The 12,838-nt window shown below is 40.8% G+C and carries 15 protein-coding genes; 3 read left to right on the forward strand and 12 right to left on the reverse strand.

The window, feature by feature from the left end:
- Positions 1 to 54: 54 nt before the first annotated feature.
- The 11 genes from MHI46_RS17790 to pta form a co-directional block, all read right to left on the reverse strand.
- Positions 55 to 324, reverse strand: a complete 270-nt coding sequence (locus tag MHI46_RS17790; protein ID WP_144489901.1) for a hypothetical protein — start codon at positions 322 to 324, stop codon at positions 55 to 57.
- A 126-nt stretch (positions 325 to 450) separates the two neighbouring features.
- Positions 451 to 849, reverse strand: coding sequence for an Imm50 family immunity protein (locus MHI46_RS17795; protein ID WP_144489900.1), 399 nt, complete (start codon positions 847 to 849; stop codon positions 451 to 453).
- Positions 850 to 863: 14 nt separating this feature from the next.
- A complete protein-coding gene (locus tag MHI46_RS17800) occupies positions 864 to 2,414 on the reverse strand; it encodes a T7SS effector LXG polymorphic toxin (RefSeq protein ID WP_342502985.1) in 1,551 nt (516 codons plus the stop codon).
- A gap of 11 nt (positions 2,415 to 2,425) precedes the next feature.
- A complete protein-coding gene (locus MHI46_RS17805; protein ID WP_064498874.1) occupies positions 2,426 to 2,704 on the reverse strand; it encodes a YwqI/YxiC family protein in 279 nt (92 codons plus the stop codon).
- A gap of 4 nt (positions 2,705 to 2,708) precedes the next feature.
- Complete coding sequence (locus MHI46_RS17810; RefSeq protein ID WP_144490232.1) at positions 2,709 to 3,107, reverse strand: DUF5082 family protein; 399 nt, start codon at positions 3,105 to 3,107, stop codon at positions 2,709 to 2,711.
- Between the two features lie 175 nt (positions 3,108 to 3,282).
- The gene (locus MHI46_RS17815) at positions 3,283 to 3,549 is read right to left on the reverse strand and encodes a hypothetical protein (protein ID WP_039182253.1); all 267 of its coding nucleotides are present in this window, start codon (positions 3,547 to 3,549) and stop codon (positions 3,283 to 3,285) included.
- A 13-nt stretch (positions 3,550 to 3,562) separates the two neighbouring features.
- Entirely contained in the window at positions 3,563 to 4,897 is a 1,335-nt protein-coding gene (locus MHI46_RS17820; protein ID WP_039182254.1) for a TRAP transporter large permease subunit, read from the reverse strand.
- Positions 4,898 to 4,942: 45 nt separating this feature from the next.
- Positions 4,943 to 5,818 carry a prephenate dehydrogenase/arogenate dehydrogenase family protein gene (locus MHI46_RS17825; RefSeq protein ID WP_260774977.1) on the reverse strand — a complete coding sequence of 292 codons (876 nt, stop codon included), beginning with the start codon at positions 5,816 to 5,818 and terminating at the stop codon, positions 4,943 to 4,945.
- A 13-nt stretch (positions 5,819 to 5,831) separates the two neighbouring features.
- Positions 5,832 to 6,503, reverse strand: coding sequence for an RraA family protein (locus MHI46_RS17830; protein WP_082700881.1), 672 nt, complete (start codon positions 6,501 to 6,503; stop codon positions 5,832 to 5,834).
- Positions 6,504 to 6,653: 150 nt separating this feature from the next.
- Entirely contained in the window at positions 6,654 to 7,505 is an 852-nt protein-coding gene (locus MHI46_RS17835) for a MurR/RpiR family transcriptional regulator (protein WP_059377912.1), read from the reverse strand.
- A gap of 129 nt (positions 7,506 to 7,634) precedes the next feature.
- Positions 7,635 to 8,606 carry a phosphate acetyltransferase gene (gene pta, locus MHI46_RS17840; RefSeq protein ID WP_056766819.1) on the reverse strand — a complete coding sequence of 324 codons (972 nt, stop codon included), beginning with the start codon at positions 8,604 to 8,606 and terminating at the stop codon, positions 7,635 to 7,637.
- 240 nt (positions 8,607 to 8,846) lie between these two features.
- Between pta and hemQ the strand changes: the two genes are divergently transcribed.
- The gene (hemQ, locus tag MHI46_RS17845; RefSeq protein WP_024423793.1) at positions 8,847 to 9,617 is read left to right on the forward strand and encodes a hydrogen peroxide-dependent heme synthase; all 771 of its coding nucleotides are present in this window, start codon (positions 8,847 to 8,849) and stop codon (positions 9,615 to 9,617) included.
- A 67-nt stretch (positions 9,618 to 9,684) separates the two neighbouring features.
- Positions 9,685 to 10,845 carry an MFS transporter gene (locus MHI46_RS17850; protein ID WP_260774978.1) on the forward strand — a complete coding sequence of 387 codons (1,161 nt, stop codon included), beginning with the start codon at positions 9,685 to 9,687 and terminating at the stop codon, positions 10,843 to 10,845.
- A 13-nt stretch (positions 10,846 to 10,858) separates the two neighbouring features.
- Here MHI46_RS17850 and MHI46_RS17855 read toward each other — a convergent pair whose 3' ends face one another.
- Entirely contained in the window at positions 10,859 to 11,338 is a 480-nt protein-coding gene (locus tag MHI46_RS17855) for an Lrp/AsnC family transcriptional regulator (protein WP_047202792.1), read from the reverse strand.
- 145 nt (positions 11,339 to 11,483) lie between these two features.
- Between MHI46_RS17855 and MHI46_RS17860 the strand changes: the two genes are divergently transcribed.
- Positions 11,484 to 12,716, forward strand: a complete 1,233-nt coding sequence (locus MHI46_RS17860) for an MFS transporter (protein WP_342502986.1) — start codon at positions 11,484 to 11,486, stop codon at positions 12,714 to 12,716.
- The last annotated feature ends 122 nt before the right edge of the window (positions 12,717 to 12,838 follow it).

Below are 12,838 nucleotides of genomic sequence, written 5' to 3' on the forward strand. Positions count from 1 at the left end.
ACATCTTTAAAAGAAAATAGCCTCATCTAGAACTATAGACAGCCATTCTATCTATTACAACATTTCTTTTAGCAAACTCTCTGCTTTATGTAATTCATCTAGAAAGGGGTTTAAATAATCATTGTAACTATCCAAATAAGCTCTTACCCCGCCAATGATCAACATCTTTTGGAGATCTTCATTGTTCTGAATGATCCTTTGTGCATCCTTATATCTTTTGTATATTAATTGGAGAACACCTTGATTGATTTTTTGGGAATAGTCTTTTTCTAGGATGTTGATGACGGTTTGGATTTGTTTTATTAGTTCTTGTTTTTTGTCCATAAAACTCTCCTATTTCAATTTTTTAAAGTGGCTGCATTTTAGGACATAGGAAAATGTGATGTCTAAGTTATTATTACTTGGATATATTAAAGACCCTTTCTTGAAAAGGGTCACATGCGTTTTACGTTACTCTTTTTCTAAAGCTCCATTAATATAACCATTAACTGATTGAATGAGGCCGACGTCTCCTTTTATTGTTGCTGTTACCTCCCCTGTAATAGTAATTTCAATTAAATCTTGGTCATTTTTATTTATTTCAATGTTCCCTCTATATGTATCTGAAGATGTTTTTATTTCTAAAGAATGGATATCAAAAATGTCCACCTCGAGAGAAATCGAATTGTAACCTAATTGACCCCATTTTTTCGGAGGATTTTCCGCATAATACGGCATATCAAAATGCAAAGTCACTTTTCTACCTTCCTCTTTAATATGGATACCTTCAATTCGTATGTTTTCTAAGTTGGGAACCTCTTTGTATAGACTTTTTAAAAAGAAGTTTTCCTCTAATTTTTCAAACCACATAATATCACCTCTAATTATTTTTTAAATGGATAATGCTCTTTAGTCCCTGGGACTTTTCCTGTTCTAGGATTATCAAAGGGTCGTACATTAAAGTGGGGCCCTTGTCCACCTTTTTTATGACCTGCACTATGATCTTGTATGATAATTTTTTGACCCTTGTTATTAGTATATAGATACTCTTTAGTCCAAATAATTTTACCATATTCGTCTTTTATTACACGCCCACCTTCATGAGGAGCGGTTCGCATCTCTACACGCCGAATTGATTCAGGATGTTGAGATCTTAAAATGCCAGCATCCTTTTTAGCTTCATTAAGAGCACCATGTCTGCTAGGAAGTTTCACTATGGTCTTAGAGCTTTTACCAGCCTTTGGAACCCTCTTAGCTGCTTTCTCCCCTTTAATAATCTTAAAAACATATTTCCCCACTTTAACAATGTTGGTGCTTGGAACCATGTACATCCCTGATACCAAACGATCCATATCCGCGACTTTATCACCTGTAATTGGATCTCTTCCTGTAATAACCCGAATTGCATCGTTTATTCCTGTAAATTCAACCGCTTTATTTAAAATATTTTGGGGTTTATCGCCTGTTTTTACATCAGAAATCGGTTTAACGCTCTCAATCGTTACTTTGTTTTTTTCTGATATTCGTAACCGATACAGCATTCCATCTCGCATGACGTCAACCGTTTTGGCATGTTCGAAGTTGATCTTTTTGTACTCATTTATGTTGTATACTTTTCCATTTAAAGTTAATGTGGTTTGATTGATTTTACTAGACGGCGTTTCCCGAACAACCGTCTCCACATTCGCTTGTTGTTTCTCTTTCAGTTTCTTCAGCATGATGAGCATTGGATTGTCTTTTGGGTTGTCTATTTTGTCGTTCAATCCACTGATGGTGCTGCTTACTTTTTCTTTTTTTCCATCTTTGAAAATAGATCCCTTTTGATAGCTTGTGATGTCGATTTTTGGGCCGGTGAACATGGTACTTAAGGTATCTATGTATTGCTTCATTGTTTGAAGGGAGCTTTTGGTTTCATGTAAAGCACTTGTCTGCTCCCTGTCAAATGCATGAAGCAGACCAATGGTTCTTGAGGTCTCAAGCCATGCCTTTTGATAGTTTTGCTGAAAAGCTGATTCGTCTACACTTGGCAAGTGAACAATATGACCAACTCTGCCGATGGCGTGGTTTACCTCTGATACGATTTCAGAAATCGTACGTTCAGCTTTTTTTAAGCCTTGATCAAGATCATCTTCGATAAACGCTTGTGAGATAAAGCCGTGCTCGTTTGATTCTAGTGCATGAAGAGCCTGCTTTGTGTTTTTTAATGCAGCGCTATATTCCTCAATGACGACCTGAAAGAATTGCAGGAAGGGAATATGGCATTCTGTATAAAAGGCGCGGATAGCTTGTCCTGCTTCTCCCTTTAGTGCGCCATCGAGTGAGATGATGTGATGGATTTGTTTTTCTATGGAGCTGATTTGCTGTGACTGCTGATTTAACGCATTCAGCGTTTGATCTATTCCGTTTATTAGCGCAAAGGCGTCAAGGGTTTTCATTGCGTTCTCCTTTATTTTCTTTTACTGCTGGAAGCAAGCGCCTTGTCCGTTTCAATCATGGTGTTCACCGCTTGTTCTGTTTGTACAAGCTGTTTCTGAAGGATGCCTATATAGGAATTACTTAATTCGTTCAGCTGTTGATTGATCTTTGCTAATGAGTCTGCTGTCAGGAGCTGATTTTTTCCTTTGATGGTTGTTGGAAGGGCTGCATTCATTTGAGTGCCTGATTGTTTTGCTTGCTGTAATACTCGTTTGACCTGACTGGCATCTATTTTAATTTCTCTCGTCATGTGACTACCCTCTTTTTTCTTCCAGTTGTTTCTGCTTTTCTTTCTCTATTTTTCTTTCAACCGAATGAATTTCATGTTCTAACGATTGGATCTCTGATGTTAGGTCATTGATTTTCTCATCAATTCGATTTAATAGATTGGTTAGCTGTACACCTTTTATTTCCTGACTGGCGGAAGCCATTTCGTCTCGAATGTCATCAAACGTGTCTGCCAAATGGCCAAACCATGTTTGTGATGTCAGATCTGGATGAGTGATTTTCTTGCTGGCATCTGACAGGGTTGATTTTGCCTCTTTGATTTCTTTGCGGCACATGTTGAGTTCGATGATTTGTTCTTTTTTTATAGATATATCTGCCTTTAATGAATACAAGGCTGTTTTATAACCGATGATTGCTCCAGATATCGTCAAACACCTCTATCCCTTAAATAGTCCTCCGTTATGTTACCATTTACTAGAACAAGAGGCATATGATCGAAAGTGAATTTACCAAAAAATGAATCGTACGTATTGGGTTTTAATACCTATTTCTCGCGCACAAAAAAGCTGAATTCATTTACTGAATCCAGCTGTTTATTGCTTATTTGAGCGAATCACTCGCTGATGCTGATGGATGATCGCTAAATGAGGTGTCTTTCTTTTCAGGAATATAATTGAGAGAGAAACCAACAAGACTAAAAAAGGCACTTAACACCAGTGTTGGGTTTTTGAATAGATTCGTACTCGCAATAATCATATCACCCTTTTGCAAGAGAATCCCTAGTATTTGACCGAATACCAACAGGGCTCCTGACGTTAAGAACAGGACAAGCAGCACTTTAAATAATAATTCCATTAATGCTCTCATGTGTTTCTCCTTTCTATACTGGAAGTATTCCCATTCCGATGAGCCAGCCAATTCCCACGATCGGCAGCATATAGTAGAGAATCAGCGGTATAAATGTTTTCTCAGGTTTGGCTCCTGCAAGACCAGAAGCAATGAAAATCGATCCTGATGCCGGCGGGGAAGCGCCTTCTGTCGATGAAAAAGCAAGAATGGCGACAACAGCCACAACTGGATCAACTCCGACTGAGACTAAAGCTGAAAACGAGACAAGTCCAACAGCTGTTAATGTGGCTGTTGAAGATAATGGTCCAGCCACCAGCGTGACAAGAATTCCCACAATGAGTACCATGAGCCATTTCGGAATGGTAAGTACTGATGTGATTTGCGTCAAATCTTCTGCCAATCCTAATTCAGCAAGCACCTGACTTGCCGCAACAGCAAACAGCATCAAGGCACCGATCGTTGTAAATTTAGGAATGGCCGACTTGAAAAACTGAGACCAATCAAGTGCAGACGCCTTTTTTCTCCCGATCGTTAAACTAATCAACATCATGAGAATCGGAATCCACGTAATTAAAGAAATTTGATCCATTGCCTCTGGTCCAATGTTTGGATTACTTTTTAAGTAGTTTGCCAGTGGACCAATTGTGATAATGATAGGAATCAAGGCACCGAAAAAAATAAAGATCGACTTCCACCCTTGTTTCACAGCTTCCCTAAAAGGAAGAATATCATCTGGCGGCATGGCCTGAATTTTATTCTTTTTCACCAGAATATACACCAAAATAAATCGGTATACGACTTGATACAGTCCTCCTATGAGAAGCGCAATATATAAATCTCCCTCAGATACAAGGGCTGCAATTGGTGCAAACCCCAGCATGATAAACATGGAAGAGTTTGGAGGCAGTGCCGCTCCAAGTCCGCCATTCCCTGCTAAAATGGTCGCTGTATGGGTTCGGCTCCAGCCTGATTTAATCATCCAAGAGGCCGTGATAGAGCCAGTGGCAGCTGTGTTTGCAGAATTTGAACCTGAAAGAGCACCTAAGACTGCTGAGCCTAACGTACTCATATAAGCCGCTCCACCAGGAAGTTTACCTACAACCGAATTTAAGATTCGCAAGAGTGCATGAATTAATTCCAGCTTTTCAATTAAATAAGCCATGAATACAAATGCGACAGCTGCATAGAGCACCTCATATGTGGATGCAAATTTTAATCCATCCCAGAAAAGTCTTAATGCATCCAATCCGCCAAATAATGTGGTTGCAATAAAGCCTAATAGCATGGCTTCTCCCATATTCCGTTTCACGACGACATTCCATATAATGATGACAGCTATGAATACAATCAACGCAATAAAACCCATATCGTTTTTCGCCTCCCCTTTGTTAAATAAAACGCTTACAATTTATTACCCCTGCTGCATCACGTCAATGACTTCTTCCCAGCTGGCCGGCTTTTTCCCATTAAACCGTTCAACGAATTGAAAGTCTGCTAATCTCTCTAGCTTCTGTTGCGCTGCCCGAGACATGCTGGCATCAACCTCTGCTTCATCTAACATTTCAATAGAGCCAAGGAGCTCGATCGCTCGTCGTTTTGCATGTAATGCACTCCCTGTCACAAGACGGTTCATGGTCTCTTCAAAACTTTTGCTATCCATTGTATCGCTTAATGAAGAAATCACTTGTTGTTCCACATTATATTTTTTGGAAATTTCCAAAAATTCAATCATGAGACCAACGATCCCCTTCATATAAACACTTCTGATCAGCTTTAAGGCAGAAGCATCTCCTGGCTGGTCACTGATTTTTGTGATATTCATGCCATAAGCATTCATTACTTTCATGAATTGGTCGGTTCCGCTGCCGCTTGCCGTGATCGGAACCTTGTGTTTGTTGACTGGAAGAGGCCCTAGCATGGCAGCATCTACGAATAGAGCTTTTTGCTTTTCAATTTCATTGGCCACTTGCTTTTTAATGTCTGGTGTTGATGCTGACACATCTACATATACTCGATTCTCTTTCAAACTTCCCGATACAGATTGGGCCACTTCTAAGGTTTTATTCGCTGGCACAGCTGCAATGACAATATCAGATTTCTCAATGACTTCGCTGATACTGCTGGTTAATTGAACTCCTGTCTGCGATGCTTTTTCTTTCAACGCTCCAGCCAATTTCTCATTTTGTAACAGTACATCATACGCATAAAATTGATCTAATCCTTCTGTTTTCAATCCCGTTGATAGCTCATATGCTGCTTCTCCATAACCGATAAAGCCTATCTTCATCACCGATTCTCCCCTATTCCTGAAATTTTTTCAATTTGCCTGCCAGCCATGCAGGTGCTAAGAGACTAGTGTCTTGCTTTCCTTCGTCCATATATTGTTGAATCGTGTTTAATCTCTGATTTTCATACGCTTGTTTCTCTTCCGCTAGTGTGAGCATGTGTTCCGCCTTCTCCTGTGGAACGATGACGACTCCATCATCGTCAGCAATGACTAAATCACCTGGTGCTACTTTGACACCGCCGCACGAGATGGTTTGATTCAATTCCCCAGGACCATCTTTAAAAGGTCCGTTTGGCATAAACCCCTTACTGTATATCGGAAAAGCCAGCTCCTCTAAAGCGAGTTTGTCGCGAACAAGCCCGTCAATCACGATTCCTTCTATTCCTACAGCCTTTGCTACACCTGCCATCAATTCCCCTAAATATGCATGACCTTTATGGTCTTTTCCATCAACAATCAGTACATCTCCTTCTTTAGCAGAGTAGATCGCATGATGAAGAAATAAATTATCCCCTGGCCGTAAGCTAACGGTAAAAGCAGTCCCTACTATATTCATGCCTCTTGCAACAGGTTTAATTTGATGATCCATCGCTCCGGTGCATCCCATCACGTCTGACAGCAAGGTTGAGTTAAGCTTTCTTGCCCGATCTATTAGATCATTTGACACGAATTGAACAGTACTCATTGTTTCCATCATCCCCTTTGAGTTATATTCGTTACATTAAACTTTATTAAAGTGATATATATTACTTTCGTGACACGATCATACCATCTCGATTTTATTTAGTAAAGCGCTTTCATAAAAATTAAATGAAAAAAATGAGTCACCACACGACTAATGTGTTGTGTGATAACTCATTTTCGTTAACATATGATTGATTTGATCTAAACGTGGTTTTGTCCTTTCAGGGTCATTAATGGCTAAGGCACTTAAAATATAATCTACGATAAAGATAGCAGATACGACAGAGTTATGAGAGCCCACACTTGCTGAGGAACATGGTAATACATATTGTGCATACTTAGTTAGTGGAGAGCTGTAGCTGTCTGTAATTAAAAGCACTTCCACCCCATATGACTTCGCTGCCTCCAGCAAGTCCTTTATACGCTTTGCATAGCGAGGATAGCTGACCGCTATAATGAAATCATCAGATTGAAAATGAACGAGATCATCCACCCAGTCGCTTTTGTCCGCATCAATATATTGACAGTTCCCCAATAGCCGATTGATTCCAAATGACAGATACTCGCCAACAGGTCTTCCACTTCGGGCACTTGTACACAGAACCTGGCGGGAGCTGGCTATTTTTTCAACAATATGCTTAAAGTTTTCTTCCGTGATATTGTCTAAAGCATACTGGATATTTTGAAATTGCAGCTCTACATGGTTATGCAGAAGCTTACTTTTATTTGAATGCTTGAGGTTCGCTTCAAGTCTCGTTTGAGGGGCAGCTTTATGCTTCATGTTTGATTGAAGCTCTTTTTGAAGCTCAGAGAAACCGGAATACCCTAAAGCAGCAGAGAATCTCATGATGGTAGCTGTACTCGTCCCAACTTTTGAAGCCAATTTATCTACGGTTAAAAACGCGACCTCCATCGGATTGTGCACGATATAATCTGCAATTCTCCTTTGTGCCTCTGTTAATCCCGCGACCTTATGCTGAAGCTTATGTATTAAATCGTTCATTATAGCACCTGCCCATTCTATCGGCTTTATCTACGATCAAATTTTTTCTTTTCCCCTATATTGTACACATTTGTCATCAAAAAAACAGCCAGCACGAATCTATCGTACTGGCTGCCTTTGTCGAGATCATTATAGTGCTTGAGCTGCTGTGATAAGCGCAAGATTGTAAACGTCTTCGGCATTACAGCCTCTTGAAAGATCGTTTACTGGCTGGTTTAAGCCTTGTAGGATTGGACCTACAGCTTCAAAGTTACCTAAACGCTGTGCAATTTTGTAACCGATGTTTCCAGCTTCGAGGCTAGGGAAAACAAATACGCTAGCATCGCCTTTGATGACGGAATCTGGCGCTTTTTTCGCTGCTACTGAAGGAACGAAAGCTGCATCGAATTGGAATTCTCCATCAAGTACAAGCTCAGGTGCCTTTTCTTTTGCAATGCGAACTGCTTCAGATACTTTTTCTGTTTCGTCTGATTTTGCTGAGCCTTTTGTAGAGAAGCTAAGCATTGCCACACGTGGTTCGATATCAAACATTTTTGCTGTGTTTGCACTTTCAATCGCAATTTCAGCTAGATCCTGGCTGTCTGGAGCAATGTTGATTGCACAGTCAGCAAACACGTACTGCTCTTCGCCGCGAGCCATGATGAAGACGCCAGATGTTTTCTTTACGCCTTCTTTTGTTTTTATGATTTGAAGTGCTGGACGCACTGTGTCAGCAGTTGAGTGTGCCGCACCGCTCACAAGTCCGTCTGCAAGACCTTTATACACAAGCATTGTACCGAAGTAGTTTTCATCTAGTAATGCTTTTCTTGCTTGCTCTTCTGTTGCTTTGCCTTTACGTCTTTCGACGAAAGCTTGTACAAGCTCTTCAAAACCTTCATATGTATGAGGATCATACACGTCAACACCAGCAAGTGTAAGACCTAATTCTTTTGCTTTTGCTTCGACTTCTTGTTTTTTACCTACCACAATTGGCTGTAATACTTTGCCATCTGCTAGTTTTTGAACGGCTGTTAGAATGCGTTCGTCCATTCCCTCAGGAAAAACGATCTTTACTCCTTTACCTGCAACCTTTTCCTGAACTGTTGAAAAAATATCTGCCACTACAATACCCTCCTTGATTTTACAAAAAAAGCGTTCTCTTTTAAGCATACTCTTCTTCTACCTAAATTCAAACTACCAACTTATATTATAGCGCTTACAAATTAAATTCTTATTTTTCAAACTAATTTAATCAATTTTGATAAAAGCTGTTTTCTTCGTTCAAGTTTTGATCACATCTCCATTTGGACAAACTATGTTATAGTTGGAACAGATGGAAAACTGTTAATAGGAGTGAAAGAAATGAGCGAACAACATACAACAAATGAAGCAGCTCAAACACTAGATGGCTGGTATGCGCTGCATGATTTTAGAACGATCGACTGGACAGCTTGGAAGCTGCTGACAAGTGATGAGCGCCAAGCCATCATTCATGAGTTCACAGGTCTATTGGAAAAATGGAAAACAGCTGAGCAAGATAAAGCTGGAAGCCAAACAATCTATAGTATTGTCGGCCAAAAAGCAGATATTATGCTCATGATTTTACGTCCGACAATGGAAGAACTAGGTGAAATTGAACTTGAATTCAACAAAACACGACTAGCAGAGTTTACGATTCCAGCTTATTCGTATGTTTCAGTTGTTGAGCTCAGTAACTACTTAGCAGGAGGCGGCGATGGCGGAGATCCTTACGAGAACCCGCATGTACGTGCGCGCCTATATCCAGAGCTTCCTTCTTCTCAATACGTGTGCTTCTATCCAATGGATAAAAGACGTTCTGGCAATGACAACTGGTACATGCTTTCCATGGATGAGCGTAAATCTCTTATGAGAAGCCATGGCTTAATTGGCCGAAGCTATGCTGGAAAAGTAAAACAGATCATTACAGGTTCTGTTGGTTTTGATGATTATGAGTGGGGCGTTACCCTTTTCTCTGATGATGTGCTCCAATTTAAAAAATTGGTTTATGAAATGCGCTTTGATGAAGTCAGTGCACGCTATGGCGAATTCGGTTCCTTCTTTGTTGGAAACCGATTAGCAAACGAGCAGCTGGCGTCTTATTTCCATGTATGATAAACTCTTAAGGCTTCGGATCTTTCCGAAGCTTTTTTATGTATTTGTTTAGAAAGGTGATCACATCATGAGAAACTTCCCCATCGCTATTTTTGCATTAACACTCGGTGCGTTTTCGATTGGCATGACTGAATTTGTCATCATGGGCCTTTTGCCAAATGTCGCAAACGATCTTCATGTATCAATTTCTGCTTCAGGACAGCTGATTACTGGATACGCACTTGGTGTCGCAGTTGGCGGACCTATATTAACGTTATCGACTGGGAAAATGTCGAGAAAACGTCTCCTCATTCTGTTAATGATTCTTTTCGTGGCGGGAAATGCTGCTGCCGCTGTCTCGACCTCTTATGGTCTATTAATGGCCGCCCGTATTTTAACGTCATTTGCTCATGGAACGTTCTTTGGCGTCGGAGCCATTATGGCTGCACGGCTTGTGCCTAAAGAGAAAAGTGCAAGTGCGATCAGCTTCATGTTTACAGGACTGACGGTAGCCAATGTACTCGGTGTGCCGTTCGGTACCTTTATAGGAAATCAATTCGGCTGGCGTATGTCTTTTCTAGTCATTGCCGTCATTGGTCTCATTTCCTTAATCGGTATCATCAGCTTAGTTCCGAATCAATCAAAGGAAGAAGTATTGGACATTCGAAATGAAGTATCCGTCTTGAAAAAACCACAGGTACTCGTTTCCTTTGCGATGACCATCTTTGGTTTTGCTGGTGTTTTTACAGCATTTACGTATATCAGCCCAATCCTGCTGCAAGTCACTGGCTTTCAGGAAAATGGGGTAACGCTCATCCTTGTCCTATTTGGACTTGGGGTCACCATCGGGAATTTAGTTGGCGGAAAGCTTGCTGACTGGAAGCTGATGCCGAGTATTATGATGACACTGATCCTACTCATTGCTGTCCTGTTATTGTTTACAGTCACTTCCGAATTCAAAGTGCCTGCCGTGCTGACCATTTTTGTTTGGGGAATCATTTCATTTATTCTTGTTCCTACCTTGCAATACCGCACGATGAACATGGCACATGAAGCACCGACACTCGCATCGACGCTCAGCCATTCTGCCTTTAATATTGGGAATGCCGGCGGTGCAGCGCTTGGCGGTCTTGCTATCGACATCACACATTTACAGCTTGTTCCGTTATTTGCTGCAGCTGTGACATTTATTGGCCTTATCATTACGTTTATGAGTTATCAGTCAGATAAACGAATAAAAAGGACCTGACATAGGTCCTTTTTTATTTCATCACAGTCATTTCTGGCTCTTCTATTTGTTTCAAGCGTTCCTGAATAGGATGAGAAAAAGAGTGCTCTGACAAGACAATATGGGAGACGGTTTTTGTAAATCCAGACACTTCTTGAATAAAGGCTTCAATTTCTTCAAGAGACGAAACTGACAGCTTAATGAAAAAGCAAGACTGTCCTGCCACTCGATAAGCAAAAAAAGCGCGTGGGTGCTCGTTCATAAAAGCCACAAAACGCTGATACTCCCCATTTAACACCGTAACTTCCAGCAGGCAGTCAATCAGAAGCCCTAATTTTTTATAATTGACCTGAACAGAATACCCTTCGATAATCCCTGCGTCCTCTAATTTACGCACTCTTTCTGCTACCGCAGGTGCTGATAAATTCACTCGTTTGGACAATTCCCTCATGGATAAGCGGGCATCTTCTCTCAATTCATTTAAAATATGCACATCTACATCGGTGATTTTCATTCGTACCTCTCCTATCCAAAAATCGTTCCATTTGAAAAGTATTTGATGATAATACTTATGATGCGAAATGTAAAATAAAACTAAATAATGGTAGAATTTATTTTAACGGAATTGAATGAAAAAGCAAGTATGGAGGGATCACTTGATGAAAGAATCTTTAGACAGCCAGGCTTCTAAAACATTTCCCATCACACTTGCCATCGCACTCACACTTGGCGTTTTTGCGGCGGGATCGGAGGAACTGGTGATTTCACCACTGCTGCCTGATTTATCAAACTCCTTTCAGCACTCTCTTGATGTTCTCGCTCTTTCCATCAGCATTTATGGGTTAGCTGTGCTGGTTGGAGCTCCGCTTCTCGTTCCTTTAGGGGACCGATATTCAAGAGAGCTGTGTTTGATAATTGGGCTGTCTTTCTTTTTGATTGGAACAGTGATGTGTGCTGCTGCCCCAAATTTGGCCGTGTTTTTTGCCGGCCGTGCTATTTCTGGGCTGGCGACTGGTGTATTTGTGCCAACAGCCTATGCTCTTGTGGGGGACCGGGTTCCATATGAATATCGCGGCAAAGTGATGGGACTCATTGTATCGAGCTGGTCTCTTTCTCTTGTCCTTGGTGTGCCCATTGGCGCTTTTATCGGTCAAAGTTTGAACTGGCGCTGGACATTTTGGATTTTCGCCATGATGAGTCTCGTTGTCCTGCTGCTCGTCATCCTTGAATCTCGAAAACAAGTCGCCACAGCTCATCCGAAGGCACCTCAAGCTAGGGAGAAATCAGGCTCTTTATGGGGGGCTTTGAAAATCGACCGTGTCCCTGCCTATTTGACCGTGACATTTTGTAACATGCTTGGATTTTATGGCATGTACTCATTTTTAGGAGCTTACCTGCAAAGTTTGTTTTCCGGAGGGCAATCAACAGCTGGACTTCTGATCATGGCTTATGGCGTTGGTTTTTCCATGAGTATATTTACCGGGAAATTAGCAGATTGGTTTGGCAAAACACGGTCTCTTTTCTTTGTGCTGGGCGGGATTGCGCTCGTTCTTGCCTTACTTCCTTATGCACCGTTCTCATGGACATTGCTCATTTTCGCTTTATTTATTTGGGGTGCCATGCAAAGTTTATCCGTCACGCTTTTGAGCACCGTCCTGAGCGACTGCTCCCAAACTCACCGAGGCAAAGTGATGGCTTTTTATAGCCTTGCTTCCAATCTAGCCGTTATGCTTGGGTCCGCTTTAATGGGACCTGTTTATGTCCATTTCGGCTATCATACGGTAGGACTTGTATGTGCACTCATTACGCTTGTTGGTTTTCTCATCAGCTTCATCAGCTATAAACGTGAAAAAACCTTACAGCAGAAACATAAAAACACCTTTGAAACGTGAGCTCATTTCACTGCACATCTCGATATGTGCAGTTTTTTAGATCAATTTTTAATATTATTATAAAATACATTTTTTATAAATTATGTTGACAATTACCAATTTTATTTTTTATAATCTAGTAA

The organism is Bacillus sp. FSL K6-1000 (assembly GCF_038630785.1).
GTDB lineage: Bacteria > Bacillota > Bacilli > Bacillales > Bacillaceae > Bacillus > Bacillus safensis.

Bases quoted from the DNA above. Each gene is read 5' to 3' on its own strand.
- MHI46_RS17825 (WP_260774977.1), bottom strand. From the start codon at position 5,818: ATGAAGATAGGCTTTATCGGTTATGGAGAAGCAGCATATGAGCTATCA.
- MHI46_RS17855 (WP_047202792.1), bottom strand. From the start codon at position 11,338: ATGAAAATCACCGATGTAGATGTGCATATTTTAAATGAATTGAGAGAA.
- MHI46_RS17860 (WP_342502986.1), top strand. From the start codon at position 11,484: ATGAAAGAATCTTTAGACAGCCAGGCTTCTAAAACATTTCCCATCACA.
- MHI46_RS17820 (WP_039182254.1), bottom strand. From the start codon at position 4,897: ATGGGTTTTATTGCGTTGATTGTATTCATAGCTGTCATCATTATATGG.
- MHI46_RS17835 (WP_059377912.1), bottom strand. From the start codon at position 7,505: ATGAACGATTTAATACATAAGCTTCAGCATAAGGTCGCGGGATTAACA.
- MHI46_RS17830 (WP_082700881.1), bottom strand. From the start codon at position 6,503: ATGAGTACTGTTCAATTCGTGTCAAATGATCTAATAGATCGGGCAAGA.
- MHI46_RS17800 (WP_342502985.1), bottom strand. From the start codon at position 2,414: ATGAAAACCCTTGACGCCTTTGCGCTAATAAACGGAATAGATCAAACG.
- MHI46_RS17850 (WP_260774978.1), top strand. From the start codon at position 9,685: ATGAGAAACTTCCCCATCGCTATTTTTGCATTAACACTCGGTGCGTTT.
- MHI46_RS17790 (WP_144489901.1), bottom strand. From the start codon at position 324: ATGGACAAAAAACAAGAACTAATAAAACAAATCCAAACCGTCATCAAC.
- MHI46_RS17805 (WP_064498874.1), bottom strand. From the start codon at position 2,704: ATGACGAGAGAAATTAAAATAGATGCCAGTCAGGTCAAACGAGTATTA.
- MHI46_RS17815 (WP_039182253.1), bottom strand. From the start codon at position 3,549: ATGAGAGCATTAATGGAATTATTATTTAAAGTGCTGCTTGTCCTGTTC.
- hemQ (WP_024423793.1), top strand. From the start codon at position 8,847: ATGAGCGAACAACATACAACAAATGAAGCAGCTCAAACACTAGATGGC.
- MHI46_RS17795 (WP_144489900.1), bottom strand. From the start codon at position 849: ATGTGGTTTGAAAAATTAGAGGAAAACTTCTTTTTAAAAAGTCTATAC.